This window comes from Streptomyces sp. NBC_00075, assembly GCF_045041225.1.
Lineage (GTDB): Bacteria > Actinomycetota > Actinomycetes > Streptomycetales > Streptomycetaceae > Streptomyces > Streptomyces adonidis.
Genome location: NZ_CP108243.1, coordinates 4,157,956 through 4,179,474, shown reverse-complemented (window position 1 = coordinate 4,179,474; position 21,519 = coordinate 4,157,956). Strand labels below are relative to the sequence as shown.

The 21,519-nt window shown below is 68.8% G+C and carries 19 protein-coding genes; 10 read left to right on the top strand and 9 right to left on the bottom strand.

Annotated elements, in window-relative coordinates; translation table 11 throughout:
* Positions 1-114: 114 nt before the first annotated feature.
* From OG787_RS17805 to truA, 3 genes are all read left to right on the top strand, one after another.
* A complete protein-coding gene (locus OG787_RS17805) occupies positions 115-1,137 on the top strand; it encodes a DNA-directed RNA polymerase subunit alpha (RefSeq protein WP_003966937.1) in 1,023 nt (340 codons plus the stop codon).
* A 176-nt stretch (positions 1,138-1,313) separates the two neighbouring features.
* Positions 1,314-1,826, top strand: coding sequence for a 50S ribosomal protein L17 (gene rplQ, locus OG787_RS17800; protein WP_369030563.1), 513 nt, complete (start codon positions 1,314-1,316; stop codon positions 1,824-1,826).
* 143 nt (positions 1,827-1,969) lie between these two features.
* A complete protein-coding gene (gene truA / locus OG787_RS17795) occupies positions 1,970-2,839 on the top strand; it encodes a tRNA pseudouridine(38-40) synthase TruA (RefSeq protein WP_405535723.1) in 870 nt (289 codons plus the stop codon).
* On the opposite strand, the gene OG787_RS17790 is transcribed toward truA, so the two are convergent.
* From OG787_RS17790 to OG787_RS17765, 6 genes are all read right to left on the bottom strand, one after another.
* Positions 2,817-4,850 (bottom strand): acyltransferase family protein, encoded by a 2,034-nt coding sequence (locus tag OG787_RS17790; RefSeq protein WP_405535722.1) that lies wholly within the window; start codon positions 4,848-4,850, stop codon positions 2,817-2,819. The two genes, truA and OG787_RS17790, sit on opposite strands and share 23 nt — an antisense overlap.
* Before the next feature lie 119 nt (positions 4,851-4,969).
* On the bottom strand, positions 4,970-6,070 hold the full coding sequence (locus tag OG787_RS17785) for a sugar phosphate nucleotidyltransferase (protein WP_369030566.1): 1,101 nt from the start codon (positions 6,068-6,070) through the stop codon (positions 4,970-4,972).
* A gap of 15 nt (positions 6,071-6,085) precedes the next feature.
* On the bottom strand, positions 6,086-7,327 hold the full coding sequence (locus OG787_RS17780) for a glycoside hydrolase family 113 (RefSeq protein WP_369030567.1): 1,242 nt from the start codon (positions 7,325-7,327) through the stop codon (positions 6,086-6,088).
* Between the two features lie 21 nt (positions 7,328-7,348).
* Positions 7,349-8,800 (bottom strand): glycosyltransferase family 2 protein, encoded by a 1,452-nt coding sequence (locus OG787_RS17775; protein WP_369030568.1) that lies wholly within the window; start codon positions 8,798-8,800, stop codon positions 7,349-7,351.
* 318 nt (positions 8,801-9,118) lie between these two features.
* Positions 9,119-11,146, bottom strand: coding sequence for a glycosyl hydrolase family 28-related protein (locus tag OG787_RS17770; RefSeq protein WP_405535721.1), 2,028 nt, complete (start codon positions 11,144-11,146; stop codon positions 9,119-9,121).
* A gap of 164 nt (positions 11,147-11,310) precedes the next feature.
* Positions 11,311-12,225 carry a hypothetical protein gene (locus OG787_RS17765; protein WP_369030570.1) on the bottom strand — a complete coding sequence of 305 codons (915 nt, stop codon included), beginning with the start codon at positions 12,223-12,225 and terminating at the stop codon, positions 11,311-11,313.
* Between the two features lie 280 nt (positions 12,226-12,505).
* On the opposite strand from OG787_RS17765, the gene rplM reads away from it, so the two are divergent.
* The 3 genes from rplM to glmM all read left to right on the top strand — a co-directional run bounded on the left by rplM (position 12,506) and on the right by glmM (position 15,108).
* A complete protein-coding gene (gene rplM / locus OG787_RS17760; protein ID WP_235475489.1) occupies positions 12,506-12,949 on the top strand; it encodes a 50S ribosomal protein L13 in 444 nt (147 codons plus the stop codon).
* A 42-nt stretch (positions 12,950-12,991) separates the two neighbouring features.
* Positions 12,992-13,528, top strand: a complete 537-nt coding sequence (rpsI, locus tag OG787_RS17755; protein ID WP_369030571.1) for a 30S ribosomal protein S9 — start codon at positions 12,992-12,994, stop codon at positions 13,526-13,528.
* 221 nt (positions 13,529-13,749) lie between these two features.
* Entirely contained in the window at positions 13,750-15,108 is a 1,359-nt protein-coding gene (glmM, locus tag OG787_RS17750; protein ID WP_235475487.1) for a phosphoglucosamine mutase, read from the top strand.
* A gap of 56 nt (positions 15,109-15,164) precedes the next feature.
* Here the strand turns inward: glmM and OG787_RS17745 are convergent, their stop codons facing one another.
* Positions 15,165-15,503, bottom strand: a complete 339-nt coding sequence (locus OG787_RS17745; protein WP_405535720.1) for a hypothetical protein — start codon at positions 15,501-15,503, stop codon at positions 15,165-15,167.
* A gap of 156 nt (positions 15,504-15,659) precedes the next feature.
* Here OG787_RS17745 and OG787_RS17740 point away from each other — a divergent pair, with 156 nt between their 5' ends.
* The 4 genes from OG787_RS17740 (at position 15,660) to OG787_RS17725 (ending at position 19,562) form a co-directional block, all read left to right on the top strand.
* Complete coding sequence (locus tag OG787_RS17740; RefSeq protein WP_405535719.1) at positions 15,660-16,202, top strand: hypothetical protein; 543 nt, start codon at positions 15,660-15,662, stop codon at positions 16,200-16,202.
* A complete protein-coding gene (locus OG787_RS17735) occupies positions 16,202-17,425 on the top strand; it encodes a sensor histidine kinase (protein ID WP_405535718.1) in 1,224 nt (407 codons plus the stop codon). The genes OG787_RS17740 and OG787_RS17735 overlap by 1 nt, the downstream gene beginning before the upstream one ends.
* Positions 17,422-18,099, top strand: a complete 678-nt coding sequence (locus OG787_RS17730; protein WP_369030575.1) for a response regulator — start codon at positions 17,422-17,424, stop codon at positions 18,097-18,099. The genes OG787_RS17735 and OG787_RS17730 overlap by 4 nt, the downstream gene beginning before the upstream one ends.
* Positions 18,100-18,179: 80 nt before the next feature.
* Positions 18,180-19,562 (top strand): glycosyl hydrolase family 28-related protein, encoded by a 1,383-nt coding sequence (locus OG787_RS17725; protein WP_405535717.1) that lies wholly within the window; start codon positions 18,180-18,182, stop codon positions 19,560-19,562.
* A gap of 5 nt (positions 19,563-19,567) precedes the next feature.
* Here the strand turns inward: OG787_RS17725 and OG787_RS17720 are convergent, their stop codons facing one another.
* Both OG787_RS17720 and coaA read right to left on the bottom strand, forming a co-directional pair.
* On the bottom strand, positions 19,568-20,506 hold the full coding sequence (locus OG787_RS17720) for a DUF389 domain-containing protein (RefSeq protein ID WP_405535716.1): 939 nt from the start codon (positions 20,504-20,506) through the stop codon (positions 19,568-19,570).
* Positions 20,507-20,529: 23 nt separating this feature from the next.
* Positions 20,530-21,498, bottom strand: coding sequence for a type I pantothenate kinase (gene coaA, locus OG787_RS17715; RefSeq protein WP_389352688.1), 969 nt, complete (start codon positions 21,496-21,498; stop codon positions 20,530-20,532).
* Positions 21,499-21,519: the final 21 nt, after the last annotated feature.

Here is a 21,519-nt window from a genome sequence, read left to right as displayed (position 1 = left end):
CTGCGCTTGTCTTGGGTTTCGGGCGGTATGGCTCTTCTGAGCCGTGCCGCCCGTACCCTTGTAGTACTAGTCGGGCATCAAATAGTGGGTGTCCATGACTGAAGGATTCACAACATGCTGATCGCTCAGCGTCCCTCGTTGACCGAAGAGGTCGTCGACGAGTTCCGCTCCCGGTTCGTCATCGAGCCGCTGGAGCCGGGCTTCGGCTACACCCTCGGCAACTCCCTCCGCCGGACCCTGCTGTCCTCCATCCCCGGTGCGGCTGTCACCAGCATCCGTATTGATGGCGTTCTGCACGAGTTCACCACCGTGCCCGGTGTCAAGGAAGACGTCACCGACCTCATCCTCAACATCAAGCAGCTCGTCGTCAGCAGTGAGCACGATGAGCCCGTGGTCATGTACCTGCGCAAGCAGGGGCCCGGTCTCGTCACCGCCGCTGACATCGCGCCGCCGGCCGGTGTCGAGGTGCACAACCCCGACCTCGTCCTCGCCACGCTCAACGGCAAGGGCAAGCTGGAGATGGAGCTGACGGTCGAGCGTGGCCGTGGTTACGTCTCCGCCGTGCAGAACAAGCAGGTGGGTCAGGAGATCGGTCGGATTCCGGTCGACTCCATCTACTCGCCGGTGCTGAAGGTCACGTACAAGGTCGAGGCGACTCGTGTCGAGCAGCGCACCGACTTCGACAAGCTGATCGTCGACGTCGAGACCAAGCAGGCCATGCGTCCGCGTGACGCCATGGCTTCTGCCGGTAAGACGCTCGTCGAGCTGTTCGGGCTCGCCCGTGAGCTGAACATCGACGCCGAGGGCATCGACATGGGTCCGTCCCCGACGGACGCCGCCCTGGCCGCTGATCTGGCGCTGCCGATCGAGGAGCTCGAGCTCACCGTTCGGTCGTACAACTGCCTCAAGCGTGAGGGCATCCACTCCGTGGGTGAGCTCGTGGCTCGTTCCGAGGCTGATCTGCTCGACATTCGTAACTTCGGTGCGAAGTCCATCGACGAGGTCAAGGCCAAGCTTGCGGGTATGGGGCTTGCGCTCAAGGACTCGCCGCCTGGATTTGACCCGACTGCCGCTGCCGACGCCTTTGGTGCCGACGACGACGCCGATGCCGGGTTCGTGGAGACTGAGCAGTACTGATCCGTTTTCGGCTGCGGGGCCGTTGTGGCTGGTCGCGCAGTTCCCCGCGCCCCTTTGGGGCGCGGATTCTCCGGGGCGTGCTGAATTGGCGCTCCGGATCTTCGACAGGCGATCGCCTGCTCGGACACTGACCTCGGTACCTGATACGGCCGGGGCAGACACCTAGGAGAAAGACCATGCCGAAGCCCACCAAGGGTGCCCGTCTGGGCGGCAGTGCCGCGCACGAGAAGCTGCTTCTTGCGAACCTCGCGAAGTCGCTCTTCGAGCACGGTCGCATCACGACCACCGAGGCGAAGGCGCGCAAGCTGCGTCCGTACGCCGAGCGTCTGATCACCAAGGGCAAGAAGGGCGACCTTCACAACCGCCGTCAGGTGCTTCAGGTGATCACGGACAAGAGCATCGTGCACACGCTCTTCACCGAGATCGGCCCGCGCTACGAGAACCGTCCGGGTGGTTACACCCGTATCACCAAGATCGGTAACCGCCGTGGCGACAACGCGCCCATGGCTGTCATCGAGCTGGTGGAGGCGTTGACTGTCGCGCAGGCTGCGACGGGTGAGGCCGAGGCTGCGACCAAGCGTGCCGCCAAGGACGCCGAGGCTGTTGTCGAGGCTCCGGTCGAGGACGCCAAGGTTGATGTGACCAAGGCTGACGAGGCTGAGGCGTCTGAGGAGACCAAGGACGCCTAAACGTCTGCGGGGTGCTGTTCGGTTGCGGCTGCGGGTTTGTCGTGGTTGCTCGCGCAGTTCCCCGCGCCCCTTACGGGGCGCGTTGGCGGGTCCGTTCCTTTCCAGGGGCGGGCCCGCTTTTCCGTACCTGAGAGGATCTCTGTGTGAGTGACGATGTGCAGCCCGGGTTCGTGCGGGTGCGGCTCGACCTGTCCTATGACGGGACCGCGTTCTCCGGGTGGGCCAAGCAGGCCGGGGGGCGGCGGACCGTGCAGGGGGAGATCGAGGACGCCCTGCGGACTGTGACGAGGTCCGGCAGTGCCTCGTACGAGCTGACCGTTGCCGGGCGTACCGATGCCGGCGTGCATGCCCGGGGGCAGGTCGCCCATGTCGATCTGCCTGTCGAGGTGTGGGGCGAGCATCAGGAGAAGCTGCTCAAGCGGCTTGCCGGGCGGCTCGGCAGAGATGTGCGGGTGTGGCGGGTTGCCGAGGCGCCCGTGGGGTTCAACGCTCGGTTCGCCGCTCTGTGGCGGCGGTATGTGTATCGGGTCGGTGATCGGCCTGGTGGGGTCGATCCGCTGCTGCGTAACCATGTGCTCTGGCACGACTGGGAGTTGGACGTCGCTGCCATGGACGCCGCCGCCAAGTCCCTTGTCGGGGAGCATGACTTCGCCGCCTACGCGAAGAAGCGTGAGGGCGCTTCCACTGTTCGCGAGGTTCTTGACTTCGGGGTGCGGCGGAGGTTGGACGGGGTCGTCGAGATCGAGGTGCGGGCCGACGCCTTCTGTCACAACCAGGTGCGGTCTATGGTGGGTGCGTTGTTGTTCGTGGGGGACGGGCATCGGGGGGTGGAGTGGCCTCGGCGGGTGCTCGACGCCCGGGTGCGGGACAGTGCAGTGCATGTGGTGCGGCCGTACGGGCTGACGTTGGAGGAAGTCGCCTATCCGGCGGACGAGTTGCTGGCCGAGCGGCAGCTTCAGGCCCGCCGGGTGCGGGGCGAGGTGTACGGGGTCAGCCGGCCAGGACCTTCCTGAAGGTCGGCTGGAGGAACGGGACGAGGGACTTCGCGTAGCCGGCCGTGATGTGGCTGGAGTCGAAGTAGACGATCTGGTCGCCGATCACCGTCGGGCACACGTTGTCCGCGCAGAACACGGGCAGTGTGTCGATGATCTCGGCGCCGTGGCGCTTGGCCACCTTCTGCTCCATGGCCCGGAAGGCGGGGAACTCGATGGCCTGGTCCTGGGTGGGGTTGCAGGCCGGGATGTCGTCGGTGTGGGTGGCGAGGCAGTCGGGCACGTTCCGGCCGGGCTGCGGGGTGTCCGTCAGGTAGACGATCCTGGCCCCCGAGTCCTGGAAGGCCTGGAAGGCCTTCTCGGCACCGGCCTCGGTCGCCTCCTGCCGGACGCGGTTGGTGACGACGATGACATCCGGCTTGAGGTCCTTGATCTGCTCGAACGCGGATTCCCGCCAGCTGTCGCACTCGGAGTACTCGCGGTTCAGCTCCGGGTTCTTGATCGAGTAGACCTCGGGGGAGCAGCCGCCCTTCGCCATGGTGATGACCTTGGCGTCGAGTTTCTGCCCGATCTCGTTGAAGGCGTCGCCCCACTGCCAGGCGTGCGAGTCGCCGATGACGACCATCGTGGTCGCGCCCTGCGGATCCCCGATGACGCAGTTGTCGCGCATCTTGAACGTCTCGACATCGGTGTTGTCGATGCAGCCGTAGTGGGTCTTGTCGTCGGGAGACTTCGCCAGTGTGCCCTGGGCGGCCCCGGAGAGTTCCTTCTGGAGCACGGCGCTTCGTACCGAGTCCGTGTTGCTGTACCCGACCGTCTCGGAGCTGGCGGCCCCGGCCGAGCCCGCGAGGTTCAGCGGCAGGATCGTCATCGCGAAGGCCGCGGCCCCAGCCGTTCCGGTCACGGCCGTGCCGCCGGCGAAGACGCCCTTCCAGGGGCGGGCCACCAGCTGGGCGTTGTTCCGGAAGCGGAACTCGACGATGTGGTACATCGCGTACGCCAGGATCAGTGACAGCGAGGCGACCCGGAACCGGTCCGAGTAGGTGAGGTCGTGGCCGGTGATGTCAGGCCAGAGGATCAGGATCGGCCAGTGCCAGAGGTACCAGCCGTAGCTGACGTTGGCGACGGAGTTCAGCACCGGGTTGTCCAGGAGCCGTTCCACACCGAAGGTGGGAGCGGCACAGCCGCCCGCGATGATCATGGTGGCGCCCAGGACGGGGCCGGCCACCGCGTACCCGGGCAGCGGGGTCTCCGGGGTGATGAGGAGCGCGGTGCCGATGGTGGTGGCCAGGCCCAGCCAGGAGACGGACGCCGCGAACCCTCGGTTCATGCGGGAGAGCAGGGGTGCGCCCAGGGCCAGCAGGATGCCCACGGTGAGTTCCCAGATGCGGGCCTGGGTGCCGAAGTAGGCGAGGGGTTGGTTTGACTTGGTCTGTGTTACCGAGAGGTAGAGGGAGCCGGCCACTACCGTCATGAGGAACAGGCCCACCAGGGCGCGGTTGCGGAAGATCTTGCGGCTGAGCCACGCGGTGACGAGCAGGACGATCGGGGCGGCCAGATAGAACTGCTCCTCGATGCCCAGCGACCAGAAGTGCTGGTAAGGGGACTGCGTGCCGTCGTTGGCGAAGTAGTCGGTGCCCGTCTCGACGAGCCGCCAGTTCATGACGCTCAGCGAGGAGGCGAAGCCGTCCTCCATGGTGTCGCGGAACCGGAGGGGGCTCGCGTAGACCCAGGCCAGGACCGCGGTGACGAGGATGACGACGGTCATGCCCGGGGCGAGCCGGCGGAAGCGGCGGGCCCAGAACTTGGTCAGCGAGACCTTGCCGGTCCTGTCGATCTCGGCGAGGAGCTGGCTGCCGATGAGGAAGCCGCTCAGTACGAAGCTGACGTCCACGCCTCCGTGGATGTCGAGGATGCCGCAGTGCATGCTGACGACCATCATGATCGCTACGGCACGCAGGCCCTGGATGTCCGGCCGGTATTTACGCAGGCGTTCTGTGCTCTCGGGGGCCGATGAGCGGTGGCGGGTCACGGTTCTCCAGAAACTGTCCGGGCGGGTTGTTTGGTGTCTGCGGGTCCGTCGTGGCTGGTCGCGCCCATGCGGCGGAGCCGCATATCGATACAGCCCCGCGCCCCTATCGGGGCGCTGCTTCAGTGGGTCGTCAGGCAGGCGGCGGCCGTGCCGCTGACGCGGACCCCTTGGGCGGGGATGCGGATGCCGCACGACAGGCGCAGCTGGGCGGGGAGTTCGTTCTGTGCGCCGACGTGTGAGTGGCAGCCGACCACCACCTCGCGGAGGAACGATTCGGCGCCGATCGAGGAGTCGTGGTCGACCACGGACTCATGGATCCGGGCGCCCTCCTCCACCGTGACGTTCCCGCCGATGATGGAGCGGTCGACGACCACCCGGGGGCCGATGACGGCGTACGGGCCGATCGTGGAGCCGCCCGTGACACGGGCCGTCGGGTCGATGGCCGCCGTGGGATGGATCAGCGCCTCGGCCGGTGCTCCCACGAGGGGCGAGGCCGCCAGGCCGGTGACCAGGTCGGCGGAGCCGTGGACGAAGGCCAGCGGGGTGCCGAGATCACGCCAGTAGTCGTCGGTGGTGTGGCCGAAGACGCGGCCGCCGCCGGCGACGAGCTGCGGGAAGGTCTCCTGCTCGACCGAGACCTCGCGATCGGCCGGGATGGCGTCCAGGACGGACCGGCGGAAGACGTAGCAGCCGGCGTTGATCTGGTCGGTGACGCACTCTTCGGCCGTCTTCGGCTTCTCCAGGAAGGACAGCACCCGGCCGGTCTCGTCGGTGGGGACCAGGCCGAAGGCGCGCGGGTCGGGTACCCGGGTGAGGTACAGGGTGACGTCCGCTTCCCGGGCCTCGTGCCGCTCCAGGAGGGCCGGCAGGTCGACGCCGGACAGGATGTCGCCGTTCAGGACGAGGACCGGGGCGTCCGTGGAGGTGCCGCGCAGCAGACGTGCGGCGTTGCGGATCGCGCCGCCCGTGCCGAGCGGGACCTCCTCGACGGCGTACGAGATCCTCAGGTCCTGGGAGAAGTCCTTGAACTCCTCCTCGAACAGGCTGGCGAGGTACGAGGTGGCGAACACCACGTGCTCGACACCCGCGTCCATCAGCTTGGCGATCTGGTGCCGGATGAAGGACGAGCCCGCCACGCTGAGCAGCGGCTTCGGGGTGTGGTTGGTCAGGGGGCGCAGACGAGTTCCCTTGCCGCCCACCAGAATGATGGCTTCTTGCATGATTGCCTCGCTCGGTCAGCTTGCGGTGTCGGTCCCGGGCCCTGCGTACGCAGAGGTGAAACAGGACTTGATGGCCTTCTCGGAGAGAGGGCGGCCGGCGAAGTCGAGCCGTGAGGCGACCTTCTCGTCGGGCTTGGTGTTCGGGTCGTCGTCGAAGTAGACCGACCACCAGTACACGCCGCTCATCTTCCGTTCCTGGACCACCTGGCAGACGGCCGTGTACCAGTTGGCCTGCACCTGCGGGTTGACCGCGCGCTTGGTGTAGAAGTCGCCGGGCGCGTGGTAGGCGCCGTTCATCGCGCCGATGCCGGCCTCGGCGACGGTGATGTGGGGCAGTGGTCCGGTGGCCTTCTTGTCCAGCCACTTGTTCCAGCCGTCGACCAGCGTCTTCACGGGCGCGGTGTCCGGGACCTTCACCGGGAAGTAGGCGTCGATGCCGAGGTGGCTGACCGGCATGTCGATGCGACCGGAGACGTAGTTGTCCCAGTTGGCGTCGTAGGAGACCTCACCGGAGAACGTGCTCTCGGCGGAGTCGACCAGGGCCTCCCAGCGGGGGTCGCCCTCCATGGAGTTCAGCTCGGTGCCGATGACGAAGGTCGTCGCCCCCGCGCCGTGCGCCGCCTTCAGATAGGGCGTCAGGAACTTCTCGTACGAGGCGAACCAGGCGTCGCGGTCGGCGGGCTCGATCTTGCCGCGCCAGCCGCCGTTCGCCACGTCCAGGGACTTCTCGTCCATGATCGGCCGTACGGTCGTGCGCAGTCCGGCCTCGTGGAAGATCCGCAGGACCCGGGCGAGCCGGTCGGGGGTGGGCGTCTTGTCGCCGCCGCTGATCCTCGTCGACGTGAGGTCGCCGGTGTAGAAGGGGAAGCTCACGCTGACGGAGTTGGCGTGCAGGCCGACCAGGTAGTCGGAGTGCAGCTTGGCCTGTTTCTCGATGTATTCGAGGTCGTGGTCGGGGTTGTCCTCCCAGTAGATCTGGACGCCCCACTGGGGCATGCCCTCCTTCCACTCCTTGGCCACCCGGGCGGTGCCGGCCGTGGCCGAGTCGGAGGTGCCCGGGGCGGTGGTGCCGTCCGTGGCCGACGACGAGGGGGCCTTCGGTCCGCCGGTGTCCTCGCCCTTGAGGACGAGGGTCGGCAGGAGGGACCCCGACTCCCAGCGCAGCGGATGGTCACCGGCGACGAAGGGGACCGCGATCACGAAGGAGATGACGGTGACGGGCAGCACGGCGAGCAGGGGCAGGCGGGCGCTCTTCATGAGATGTCGGTCTCTTCCGGATCAGGCGGGCTTGGCGATGACGACGAACTTGTTCTCCTCGCGGCGGATGAACTTCCAGAGGCCCTTGATGCCGCCGAGCCCTTCCACGAAGGAGAACAGGGGCAGCATCAGGAGCACCGCGATGGGCTCCCACCACTTGCGCCTGCCGTTCGCCGAGGCGATCGCGTTGAGCCGCAGCCCTTCCCAGTACGCCCAGATCACATAGGCGAAGCTGATCGACCACAGCAGGACGACCGACTGGGTCACGGGTGAGGTGTTCATGTCGCCGATGAACCAGGCCACGAAGATGATCGTGCCGACGTGCTGAAGCGGGCCCAGGATCCAGCTCGTCACACAGACCGTCAGGAACCAGCGGTAGCGCAGCGGCACCTGGCGGTTGAAGCAGAGGGCGACCAGGCCCCAGGCCCAGCGCTCGCGCTGCTTGACGAAGTCCTTGGTGTTGGACGGCGAGGCGCCGTAGCAGCGGCCGTTGAACCAGTCGCTGCGGCCCGGGTAGATCCGGCAGAACGTCAGCGCCAGCCGGGCGTCCTCCACGATCTCCTTGGGGCCGAAGTCCCAGCCGATCTCGGCCTCGATCGACGCGCGTAGTACAAGAAGCTCACCGTGTACACCCGCGGCCGGTGTGCCCAGGCCCGTGAAGGCGCGGAACCGCGCGATGTCGTCCGCCGGGCGGATGGCGTCGGCGAACCACGTGAACATGCTGACCGCGTTCTCCCGCGGGTAGGCCAGGATGCCCTGCGCCATGTGCTTGACCTCTTCGGGCGTGGCACGGCGCTGGCGGTTGATGAACTGGGCGAGCGAGGACGCGGTGTCGGGGCCGACGCCCGTGTCGTCGTCCATGTGCAGCACCCAGACGTTCTCCAGGGCCTCGCCCTCCTCGATGCGCAGCTCGTGGGCGTAGTTGTTGGCGCGGGCCTTGAAGCGGGTGCCGTTCTTCGTCTGGTACGCCTTCGGGACGGTGACCACGCGGATCCACGGGTGGCTAGCGGCCAGCGCGTCGATCCGCTCGGCGGCCTCGCAGCCCTCTTCGGTGAGCACGTCCACACGCATGTACGGGAACCACTCCGGCAGGTGCTCCACGTAGGAGAGGACGGACCGCTCCAGCGCCGGGTAGGTGTCGTGGCGGCCGATGGTCGGCACGAGCGTGATCAGGAAGTCCTGCTCCACCGGCGCGGGCGGCGTCATCAGATGGGCCTTGCGGGTCCGGCGGCGGATCAGCGCGAAGCCCTGGATCGACACCAGCACACCCGGGACGGGCAGCGCCCAGGCGATGGTGATCAGCCAGGCCAGCGGGGAGTCGCTGGGTGTGTACGACCAGAGGCTGAAGACGGTCAGGCCCACCAGCGGGATGAGGAACGGCAGGATGCCGGGGTTCCACGCGGCGGTGCGTTTCGCCAGTTTGGCGTTGTGCCGCGAGAGCGGTACTCCATCGTCAACGGCTGTTGAGGACATGGCTGCTGCGGAGCTCCCCGTGAGATCGGTGGCGCGGTCGAGGCATCACCGATCCCGTGCCGTGGCACGCCGAAGCGCGCCACGGCACGGTCACGACGGGATCCATGCCCCCCGACGCCTTCATTGGCGTCATCAGCCACTTCCGGTTCAGAAGCCCCCCCGGGCACCCAAAAATGGCTGAATAGAAGCGTGATCCTCGCATGTATGTCCAGTGCATGGAACGTTTGTGAGGTCGATGTGCCCAAAAGTTAACCAAGTCACTCTTGGGGTGCGGTCGCGTTGGGCTGTTACGTCCTTTTCGCGCCCTCCGCCCGCCCGTTACGCCGGTTCCACGATCAACCACGCGACGGTCGAGGTGTCGCCCGCGACCCCTTTGACGGAGAACGAGGTACCGGCCGTACGGGCCGAGACATACGCGATTCCGGCCGGGTTGCCGCCCGGAGCCTGCACGGTGAGGAAGATGCGGCTCGTCGCCGTGACCGCCGTGGTGGCGACGGTGACCGCCGTGGCGCCGTTCAGGATGAGGGTGCCCATCTTGGCGTTGGTGCCCTCCTTCACCCGCAGGCCCTTGCCGGCCAGGCCCGCCACGAGGTCCGAGTCGGAGCTGCCGACCTGGGCCGCGCCGAGGCGGCCCCAGCTGGTGTCCCGGCCCGTGGAGCCGCCGGGGCCGAAGGTCTGCGTACCGGAGATGTCGACGGCGAAGCGGTTGACCGAGTCGCCGGTGACCTGGGACTGGAAGGCGCGGGAGGCGGTGTCGGCGCCGGTGACCGCGTAGCCCTGTCCGGCGGCGCGGGTCTGGACGAGGTTCACGCCGGGGCTGGCGCTCGCGTTGACGACGACTCCGGGGCTGGTGCCCGCCTGGCCGAGGGTGATGCGGCCGGAGCCCCGGCTGACGGTGACCGGGGTGTCCAGGGCGGTGCCGTCGTCGGCGTACCGGACGAGGGCGAAGTCGGAGCCGTCGCCGGAGCCCGACTCGGCCGTGTCGGTGGTGCGCAGGGCCCAGCGGCGGTTCTTGCCACGGGACCAGAACTGCACGTCACGGGTGGTGCCGGCGACCCCCGACACCATGTGCGCGTCGGACTTGTCCCAGACGATGCCGGCGTCGGTCCGGGTGCCCGCGGTGACCCCGCTGTGCCGTACGACGACCGCGCCGGCGTCGTTGAAGGGGGCCGTGGTGCCGACGTACTCGCCGCCGACCACCGAGACACAGCTCGCGGAGTTCAGGGCCGAGGTGGTGATGCCGTACGCGGGGGAGAAGTCGCCCGTGTTGTCGTCGTTGCGGCCGATCGAGGTGGAGCAGCCGGTCAGGACGACGCCCTCGGCGGCTTCGCCGGTGACGCTGAAGCCGGCCGCGTCCGTGGCGCTCTTGCCGTCCCGTTTCGCGAGGCAGCCCAGGAGCTGGAGGAAGCGGCCACCGGCGGACGTGGCTAGGTGGAAGCCGTCCTTGCCGTTGCGGTCGGTGTTGCAACCGACCATCACCATCGAGTAGTTGATGCCGGTGACGTGGTAGCCGTACTGCGTGTTCCACTCGGCGCGGCAGTCGACCATGGTCACGGCGTTCGGGTTGAGGATGTCGAAGCCGTGGCCGCCGTTGCCCTGCGAGTAGCACTGGAACAGGTCGGCGTCGACCAGGCCGCCGCCGGTGCCGGCCGAGTCGCCCCAGGTGAAGCCGTGGCCGCCGGCGCCCGTGCAGTGCACCTGGTCGAACTGGAACGCGGCCCCGTTCTGGGCGTTGACACCGTCGCCGGAGAACCGCCAGATCGTCACCTTGTCCATGCCGACGTCCTTGACGCCGGGGTTGATCCGGACGGCGGTGATGGGGCCGTTCTCCGTGTTCACGATCCGGTTGCGCAGCCCGTCGCATCCCTTGAGCGCCAGGCCGTACAGGCGCGGCCCGCCGCCGTGCGCGGAGTCGTAGTACGTGTCCTGCACCGGGGCCGGGTCGACGGTGATCAGGGCGTCGCCCACGAAGTAGCCGACGGCCGGCCGGATGTAGGAGCCGGTCATGTTGGTGCGGTCCGGGAAGTGCGGGTTCCAGTCGCCGCGGAGCGTCACGCCCAGTGTCAGCCTGAGGGGCGAGGCGATGCGGTACCTGCCCGGCGGGAAGTAGACGGTGCCGCCCTGACCTGCCACGTCGATCGCCTTCTGGATGGCCGGCTGGTCGTCGGCCGCGTCGTCGCCGAGTGCTCCGTACGCCGCGTCCCGTACGTTCAGCCAGCCCGCCGGGGTCTCCGCGGCGGCGGCCTCGCCCGCGCCGGCCACCGTGGTGGCGAGGGCGGCGGTGCCGATACCGGCGGTCGCGGCGAGCATCCGGCGTCTGGACGTGACGGAGTCGTGCGTGGTCATGAATGGTCCCCCCTGGGCCTGATCCGTACGCGAGTCGGTACGTGATTCGGTACACGAGACAGTTCGCGGGTGATCAACCATCGGCGATTCACGGCCGACGTTCAATGGCCGACGATCAGTGATCGTCGGCCATCGAAAAGGGGAGTGCTGCGTTCCGGCCCGTCCTACTGGCTGGCCGCCGAGGCCTGGGCCTCGCCGCGCCGCCGGATCTGGCGGAAGGCGAATTCGGCGAGGTCGTCGCCCGTGGTGAAGACCGCCGTGCTCTTCGTCGTCACGTCCTTGCCGTTGGTGAAACCGGCGATCGTGAAGTAGGCGTAGCGGCCGTAGGAGTTGGTCGTCGAGCGGCAGATCGCCGCGCGGCAGAAGGTCGGAACGCCGCCGCCGGACAGGGACTCGACGATGCTCTTCTTGTCCGCCGTGGTCTTGACGTTCGTGGCCTGGGCCTCGCTGTTGAAGACGGCCACGCCGACCGTCACCGCGACGCCGTCCTTGCTGTACGTGACGCGCAGGAAGCGCGTGCATTTGTTGTCCGTGAGGATCTTCGGGAGGGTGCCCTTCGTTGCCGACGCACAGTTCTTCGTGTCGGCGGTCGGGCCCTTCTTGTAGAGGCGCTCGCCCATCGTCAGCTGCGTACCGGGGAAGAGGATCTCCGGGGCCAGGGGCGCCGTGTCCTTCTTCACATTGGCTATGAAGTCCTTCGGGTCCAGCGGCGGCGGCGCGCTGGTCGGCTCGAACGACGGCGCCGCCGAGGCGGTGTCGCTCGGGATGTCCGCGGTGGCGGGCAGGTCGGAGGTCGGTTTGTTGGAGGCCGTGGTGTTTCCGTCCGCGTTGACCACGGCCATGGCGACGGCCGCGCCCACGCCGACGGTGGCCACCGCGGCCCCGACGATCAGCAGGAGTCTCTTGCGTCTGTTACGGGTCTCGGACGCCTCGGCGAGCGCCGCCCAGTCGGGGGCATGACCGGCGTTCTGACCACCCCACGGCTGCTGCGGGGCCCGGCCGCCCTGGTCGTCCCACGGCTGCTGCGGGGTATTCGGTTTCCAGGGATCCCACTGAGGTCCCCCCTGCCCAAAGCTCATGCGCGCATCCTAGACGCCGTACAACCCTTGTGCCGAGGCGTCTCATACGTATCAGCCCGCACCTCGTTTTGACCCGTCCGGGGCAGCGCGGGTAACCTGGGCGTTCTTATGCGTATCGGCTTGGTCGTTCTTGGACGAGAGCCCGTACGTAGGTTCCCTGGAGCAGTTACCAGTGGGCGGCATACGGGCATCGTTCCCGGCACTGTCGTCCCCAGCTGCACGATCGCTTCAGTGATGCCATGTGTCAGGACCCATCCACTGAAGAAGCGAAGGCTACGAAGTGCGTACGTTCAGCCCTAAGCCCGGCGACATCACTCGCCAGTGGTACGTCATCGACGCCCAGGATGTCGTCCTGGGCCGTCTTGCCACCACTGCCGCGAACATCCTGCGGGGCAAGCACAAGCCGATTTACGCCCCCCACGTCGATGCCGGTGACTTCGTCATCATCATCAACGCGGACAAGGTGCACCTCTCCGGCAACAAGAAGACCCAGAAGCTGGCCTACCGCCACTCCGGTTACCCGGGCGGTCTGCGCTCCGTCCGTTACGACGAGCTGCTGGCGAAGAACCCCGAGAAGGCCGTCGAGAAGGCCATCAAGGGCATGATCCCCAAGAACACCCTGGGCCGTCAGTGCCTGTCGAAGCTGAAGGTCTACTCGGGCGACCAGCACCCCCACGCTGCCCAGCAGCCGGTGCCGTTCGAGATCACCCAGGTCGCGCAGTAGTTCCGGCCACCCCCTAAGACGTAGAGAATTCTGAGGAGAATCGTGGCCGAGACCACTGTCGAGCAGCCGCTCGACGAGACCGCCGATGTCGAGTTCGAGAACGCCGACGTCGAGAGCTACACCACCGAGTCCGAGGTGCCCGTCGAGGGCGAGTACACCTCCGAGTCGCTCGCGGGCCGCTTCGGCGACCCGCAGCCGGCGGCCGGCCTGGGCCGTCGCAAGAACGCCATCGCCCGCGTCCGGATCGTCCCGGGCACCGGAAAGTGGAAGATCAACGGTCGCACCCTCGAGGACTACTTCCCCAACAAGGTGCACCAGCAGGAAGTCAACGAGCCCTTCAAGGTGCTCGAGCTCGAAGGCCGCTACGACGTCGTCGCCCGCATCTCGGGTGGCGGTGTCTCCGGTCAGGCCGGTGCCCTGCGCCTCGGCGTGGCCCGCGCGCTGAACGAGGCCGACGTGGACAACAACCGCGGCGCCCTCAAGAAGGCCGGCTTCCTCCGTCGCGACGACCGTGCGGTCGAGCGCAAGAAGGCCGGTCTCAAGAAGGCCCGCAAGGCCCCGCAGTACAGCAAGCGCTAAACACTGTCGCTTCGCTGTTCTCCGTACGTTTCGCCCCGGCGGCACTTTCCGTGCCGTCGGGGCGGTTCGTTTACCGGGGGCATTGCTTATCACAGGCTTACGGCACAGGTTTGAGGAACGTCCCCTACAGCCTGGAAACAGGCACAGGGGATATACGTAGCCAGGTCCGGCATGGACACTCGGCACGAGCCGCACATTCTCAGCATCTTCGGAGGACACCAGTGGGACGACTCTTCGGCACGGACGGCGTGCGCGGTGTCGCCAACGCGGATCTGACGGCCGAGATGGCCCTCGGTCTGTCCGTGGCGGCGGCCCATGTACTCGCCGAGGCGGGTTCGTTCGAGGGCCACCGGCCGGTCGCCGTGGTCGGACGGGACCCACGTGCGTCAGGAGAGTTCCTGGAGGCCGCCGTGGTCGCGGGCCTCGCCAGCGCGGGCGTCGACGTCCTGCTGGTCGGCGTGCTGCCCACCCCGGCGGTCGCGTTCCTCACCGCCGAACTCGGCGCGGACCTCGGCGTGATGCTCTCCGCCAGCCACAACGCCATGCCGGACAACGGCGTCAAGTTCCTGGCCCGCGGCGGCCACAAGCTCGACGACGACCTGGAGGAGCGGATCGAGGCGGTGTACGAGGAGCACCGCACCGGCGCTCCCTGGGACCGCCCGACCGGCGGCGGCGTGGGGCGCGTACGGACGTACGACGAGGGCTTCGAGCAGTACGTCACCCATCTCGTCGGCGTGCTCCCGAACCGTCTCGACGGTCTCAAGGTCGTCCTCGACGAGGCGCACGGCGCCGCCAGTCTGGTCTCGCCCGAGGCGTTCACGCGGGCCGGCGCCGAGATCGTCACCATCGGCGCGGAGCCGGACGGCCTCAACATCAACGACGGCTGCGGCTCCACCCACCTCGGCAAGCTCCAGGCCGCCGTCCTCGAACACGGCGCCGACCTCGGCATCGCCCACGACGGCGACGCCGACCGCTGCCTCGCCGTCGACCACACCGGCGAGGAGGTGGACGGCGACCAGATCATGGCCGTACTCGCGCTGGCGATGCGGGAGCGGGGCGTACTGCGGGCCGACACCGTTGTCGCGACCGTGATGTCGAACCTGGGCTTCAAACTGGCGCTGGAGCGGGAGGGGCTGTCCCTGATCCAGACGGCGGTCGGGGACCGGTATGTGCTGGAGGAGATGAAGGAGCACGGGTACGCGCTGGGCGGCGAGCAGTCCGGGCACGTGATCATCTCGGACCACGCGACCACGGGCGACGGGACGCTGACGGGGCTGCTCCTTGCGGCCCGGGTCGCGCAGACCGGTCGTACGCTGAAGGACCTCGCCGCGGTCATGGAGCGGTTGCCGCAGGTGCTGGTGAACGTGCCGGACGTTGACCGGACTCGGGTGGGGTCTTCTGCGGAGTTGGCCTCCGCGGTCGCCGACGCCGAGCGTGAACTCGGGGCCACCGGGCGGGTGTTGCTCCGGCCTTCCGGGACCGAGCCGTTGGTCCGGGTGATGGTCGAGGCGGCGGACATCGACCAGGCCCGGTCTGTGGCCGGGCGGTTGGCGGATGTGGTGAAGTCCGCGCTCGGTTAAGGACGTCGATGGTGTCCGGGAACGCCGTGGCGATCCCGGACACCCTGCGGAACGGTCTACCAGTTGTCCGGCCGCACCTCGTAGGTGAGGGTGTAGTGGGCCCCGTTGTTGCGGAACACGGCGACCTGCTCACCGCGGCCCGAGACGCCCGTACTGATGTGGAAGTCGCCCAGGTGGTCGTCCGGGTCGAAGTCGTCCCTGTCCCACATGGAGACGACGTCGGCCCCGCTGTTGACCATCGTGAACGGCCCGTTGTTGACGTTGATGACCGCGCCGTTGTTGATGTCGCCGCGACCCCAGACGCGCTGGCCGCGGAAGTCCACCCACAGCTCGTCCTCGCCGTTGTCCTCGGTCTCGATGCACCGCAGTTGGTAGAACTTGACCTGGAAACCCATGGTCGGCTCCCCGTTCTTTCTCGTCGTCGGACGCGTTTCCGACAGTCATGAGAATGCGCGTATCGAGGCCGCCCTCGCGTCCACTCTGGGGTGGATTAGCCGCGTACGACCCAGGGTGTACGTTTCTGCCTGGCTCCGAGGCGGTTCCATGGAGCCATGAGTGACTCGAACGACCCCATGGGTGAGACAACCGCACTGGTCACAGCCGTGGACGTCACCCTCGAACCCATCGGTGCCAGGGCGCTCCTCGTCGACCGGGACGCCCTCCTTGTCCCAGATCCGCCCCAGCTCCTCACCGAGCCGCAGGGGGCGCTGGTCGCCGTGATCACCCCGGTGCCCGCCGGGAGCGGGCCGGTGGAGCGGATCGCGGTGGCCGACGTGGAGCAGCTCGAACCCGGGCCGGGTGTGACGGCGAGCGTGGTCCGGCTCGCGGAGCGGTCCCGCTACGTGGTGCGCGCCGAGCCCTTCACCCAGCGCCGGCTGACCGAGGCACTGCTCGCCGAGAGCGGCGACCTGTGGGCGGCGATGCGCGGACTCGGCTACGACTCGCCGGTGCCCGCCCGGCCCCGTGAGGCGGGCCTGACCGCGCTGAGCGAGGACCGGCTCGACGCGTTCGCGGGCGGGCCCTGCCGGGTCATCCGCCTCTGCCTGCCGCACCCGCCGCGTCCCGACGAGTCGCACCCGCCGACCGGACCGTGATGACCGGGACCCAAGGCGCCCTCGGCAGGCTGTACCGGGCGGCCCCCGCCGTCCAGGACTCGGTGCTGGCCACCGCCCTGCTGCTGCCCGACCTGTTCCTCTTCTCGGACTTCGCCCTCCCGCACGTCGGCCTCGCCGACCGACTGGTCACCGTCGGGTACGCCGTCCTCGGCTACGCGGCACTCTCGGCCCGGCGGCGGGCGCCCCGCGCGGTGTTCGGCTACGTGTGGGCGCACGCTCTCGGTGGTGAACTCCTCACCGCCGCCGAGATGTTCGACTACAGCCCGACCCTGGCCCTGCTCGTCGCGCTCTACACCGTCGCGGCCCTCGGGAACGCCCGGTGGGCAGGGCTCGCGCTGGCCTCGGTGACGGTGCCGGTGGCGCTCTCGGTGCGGGCGGCGCTCGCCGACGTACCCGCCGAGGAGCGGCTCACCTCCCTGATCGGGGTGGCCTGCTTCTACGGGCTGCTCAACCTGGAGGTGTGGGCCGTCGGCCGGTGGGCGCGGGCGGGGCGGGCCGCGGCCCTCCGGGACAGGCTCGCGCTGGCCCGCGCCCAGGAGGCGGTCTTGTCCGAACGGGCGCGCACGGCACGGGAGTTGCACGACATCGTCGCCAACGCGGTCACCGTCATGGTGTTGCAGGCGGGTGGTGCCCGCCGGGTGCTGCGGACCGACCCGGACCGGGTCGAGCAGGCCCTCGACCAGATCGAGTCGAGCGGCAGGACAGCCGTCGCCGAGCTGCGGCACATGCTGCTGGTGCTGCGCACCGACGGCGAGCGGTTCGCCGCCGAGGGGCCGGGCTTCGGGCTCGCCGACCTGGACCCGCTCCTGAACGGGGTGCGGCAGGCGGGTCTCGACGCCCAGGTGGAGGTGACCGGTGTCCCCGCCGTGCTCACCAGGAGCGTCGACCTGACCGCGTACCGGCTGGTGCAGGAGGCGTTGACCAACGCGGCCAAGCACGCGGGCCCCGGCGCGGCCACGGTCGTACGCCTCGACTGGCACGGGTCCGGCGGCCGACTGCGGATCGAGGTCGGCGACGACGGGCGGGGCATCCCGGCGACCGCCCGCTCCGAACTCTCCACCGGGCACGGGCTGATGGGGCTGCGGGAGCGGGTCGCCGGCTGCGGCGGCACGTTCGACGCCGGTCCCACCGGGGACGGCGGCTTCCGCGTCGCCGCCACCCTGCCGACCCAGGGACACTTCCGGCAGGAGGCCGCGTCATGATCCGGGTACTGCTCGCGGACGACCAGGCGATGGTGCGGTCCGCGCTCGCCATGCTGCTCACCGGCGAGGACGGCATCGAGGTGGTGGGCGAGGCCGCCGACGGCGCGCAGGCCATGGCCCTCGCGGCCGAACTGCGCCCCACGGTCGTCGTCATGGACGTACGGATGCCCGGCACGGACGGGGTCGAGGCGACCCGGCGGATCACCGCCGACGCCTTCCCCGGCGAGGCACGGGTGCTCGTGCTGACGACGTACAACGTCAGTGAGGCCGTCTACCAGGCGCTGCGCGCCGGAGCCTCCGGCTTCCTGCTCAAGGACGCGGCCCCCGGCGAGCTGGTGAGCGCGGTCCGGGCGCTCGCCGCCGGTGACGGCTGGCTGGATCCCGCGGTGACCGCCGGTCTGCTGGCCGAGTTCGCCGCCCGGCCGGAGCGGATCAGACCGGCCCCCGAGGAACTGGCCGCGCTCACCGGCCGGGAGCGCGAGGTCCTCGTGCTGGTCGCGCACGGGCTCTCCAACGCCGAGATCGCCGCCCATCTGTTCATCGGCGAGGCGACGGTCAAGACCCACATCGGGCGGATCCTCCTGAAGCTCGGCATGCGGGACAGGGCTCAGGCGGTCGCCGCGGCCTACCAGAGCGGACTGGTCGCGCCGGGGTCGTCCCCGCCGGTGCCCTGATCCTGGCCGCCGCGACGGATCGTTTCCCTGAACCTGTCACACCGCCGCCGTTACGATCACCCGGTCTGATCATCGACGTCATGCGTGAACCACAGGGGGCCGGTATGGGTACGGAGCAGCAGTCGAGCGGTGTCGCGAGACGGCGGGCGTTTCTGACGGGGGCCGTCGGAACGGTCGGCGCGGGGATCGTCGTCGGGGCGGCGACGCCTGCCGCCGCCGGCGTCGCCTCGGACTGGTTCGACGTCAAGGAGTACGGGGCCGTCGGGGACGGCGCCACCGACGACACCGCCGCCGTCCAGGCCGCGATCACGGCGGCTGCGTCGGCCGGGGGCGGGACCGTCTACCTGCCCGGGGGCAAGTACCTGGTCAAGCCCTCGGGCGACACCCCCGCACTGACGGTCACCGGGAACAACGTCCGGCTCGTGGGCGCGAACAGCAAGGCCGCGATGCTGGTGAAGGGCGCCGACGGGCTGTTGCTGCGGATGTCGGGGGCCGGCGCCGACAAGACCGGTGCCACACACCGGCGTTACTGCTCCGTCGACAACCTCGGCTTCAACGGCAACGGGAAGACCGGGAAGCTGCTGGAGCTGTACTACGCCGACAACTGCTACTTCCGCGACGTCTTCATGACGAGCAACCAGGACATCTGCGTCGACGCCGTGGAGTTCTGGGACTCACGGTTCTACAACCTGGTGATCGAGTCGTCCACGGGGCCCGCGGGAAGCACCGCCCACCCCAACATATGGCTGCGCAACACCTCCACGGCCACCGCCGGAGCCTGGGGGCACAGCACCGACAACATCAACCAGATCCACTTCACCGGCTGCCGTCTGGAGGCGTTCGGCACCGGCGCGCTGTGGATCACCCAGGGCCCGGCGGCCACCAACAACCCCAACGGGGTCCATCTGACGGACTGCAAGTTCGAGACCTCGCAGTTGCAGGGCGGCCCCCACCTCAAGGCCGACGCCTCCTGCAAGCACGTCCACGCGAGCAACATCTACGCCTACGCGGGCGGCTTCGCCACCGGCTACTCCACCCCGCAGAACATCATCTCCTGGGCCGCGACGGCCAGTTCGCTGGAGAACGTCCTCATCGCCAACGGCGCGACGGCCACCGTCAACTCGGGTGTGCTCGTCTACGCGGGGACCGGCGCGACCGCCGTACTCCGTGACGTCGTCGGTCTGTACGGCACCAAGCCGACCGGTACGCACCTCTACTACGAGGCGAGCAGCACGGGCGACTTCCTGGTGGAGAACTGCTACGGCAGCACCGGCGGACAGGCCAGCGGCACCATCCCCACCCGCAACCAGCCGGGCCCACCGCTGCGTCTGGTCGCAGGACCCGTCACCGATGCCTCCTTCACCAGGACGCCCCTCGACGGGACCATGGCGGTGGACACCGCCTCCGAGCGGCTCTATGTGCGGGTGGGCGGGGCCTGGATGTGGACGCAGCTCAACTCGTAGGGCCTTTACCAGGTTTCGGTTCTCCGGCGCTGCCTGGTCCAGAACCACTTCTGGGCCAGGAGCGTGAGGGTGGCGGCCAGGACGATGCCCAGGAGGTTCAGCAGCAGCTGGACCGTGGAGCCCCAGGTCTGGGTGGTGTCGCCGTAGCTCAGGGCCACGGCCGCGTTCGCGGCGGCCGGGATCGTGGTCACCGAGATGGCGACGCCCACCAGGGCGCCGGACTTCGCCGAGGTCAGGGAGAGGGTGCCGGCGGCGCCTGCCAGGACCGCCACGACGAACGAGAACCAGTCGTAGGCGTAGACGAAGCCGGTGTTGGGGCGGTCCGCCTCCAGCTGGGCCTCGCTGAACAGGCCGACGGCGTCCATGAAGAAACTGAAGGCGACCGTCACCGCCATCGCCGCCGCGAAGCCCACGAGCAGTGCGGTGAGCGAGCGCGCCGCCAGCCTCGGCCGACGCCGTACGAGAGCGGTGCTCAGACCGGCCAGCGGGCCGAACTCCGGGCCCACCGCCATCGCGCCGACGATCAGGATCGCGTTGTCGAGGACCACACCGCAGGCCGCGATCATCGTGGCGAGCGTGATGAAGGCGACGTACGTGATCGAGAGCGTCGACTCCTCGTGCGACGCGTCCGCGAGATGCTCCCAGAGGACCGCGTCCGCACCCTCGCCGGGAGCCTCCTCCTCCGCCTTGTCGGCGCGCTTGGAGAGCGACAGGTCGATGTTCTCCACGGCGATCGAACCGGTCGCGTCGAGGTCCAATGCCCGCAGTCCGCCGATGAGTTCGTCACCGGCCTCCCGGGCCACGTCACACATCACGACGTCCCCGGCGGGGTTGCGGGCGGCGCCGGGCAGGACGACCAGGTGGGTGGTGCCGACCGTCTTCTCGATCAGGCGGACCACGTCGTTGGTTCGGTCGGCGGGGGTGATGAGGCGTAGGTGGAGCATGGGGGCAGGGTACGGCTACGGCATTACAGCTTGCGCAGGCTGAGGCGCTGCACCTTGTGGTCCGGGCCCTTGCGGATGATCAGGGTGGCGCGGCCGCGTGTGGGGGCCACGTTCTCCAGGAGGTTCACCTTGTTGATGGTGCGCCAGGTGGTGCGGGCGTAGTCGAGGGCCTCCTCCTCGGACACCTGGGTGTACTTGCGGAAGTACGAGGAGGGGTTCTGGAACGCCGTCTCGCGCAGCCGCCGGAAGCGGTTCAGGTACCAGCGCTCGATGTCCTCGGGCCGGGCGTCGACGTACACGCTGAAGTCGAAGTAGTCGGCGAGGCCGACGCGGGTGCGGCCGTCGCTGCCGGGGAGGGCGGGCTGGAGGACGTTCAGGCCCTCGACGATCAGGATGTCGGGGCGGCGGACCGTGAGCTTCTCGCCGGGGACGATGTCGTAGATGAGGTGGGAATAGACGGGGGCCGTGACCTCGTCCTTGCCCGCCTTGATGTCGGCGACGAAGCGGGTCAGGGCCCGACGGTCGTACGACTCGGGGAAACCTTTCCGCGACATGAGGCCGCGGGAGGTCAGCTCGGCGGTGGGGAGCAGGAAACCGTCCGTGGTCACCAGTTCTACGCGCGGGTGTTCGGGCCAGCGGGAGAGCAGGGCCTGGAGAAGCCGGGCGACGGTGGATTTCCCGACGGCCACGGACCCCGCGACCCCTATGACGAACGGGGTGCCGGTCTGGGTGCCCTGTTCGCCCAGGAAGGTGTTGAGCGCACCTCGCAGCCCGTCGGTGGCGCCGACGTACAGATTGAGGAGCCGGGAGAGCGGGAGGTAGATGTCCCGCACCTCGTCGAGGTCGATGACATCGCCCAGACCACGCAGCTTCTCGACCTCCTCGGCGGTGAGGGGGAGCGGCGTCTTGTCGCGCAGCGCACTCCACTCGGCACGGGTGAGGTCGACGTAGGGAGTCGCCTCCGGCCGCTGCCGGTGGGCGCTCCGGGGCATCGAGGAGACCGGAGAGATCAC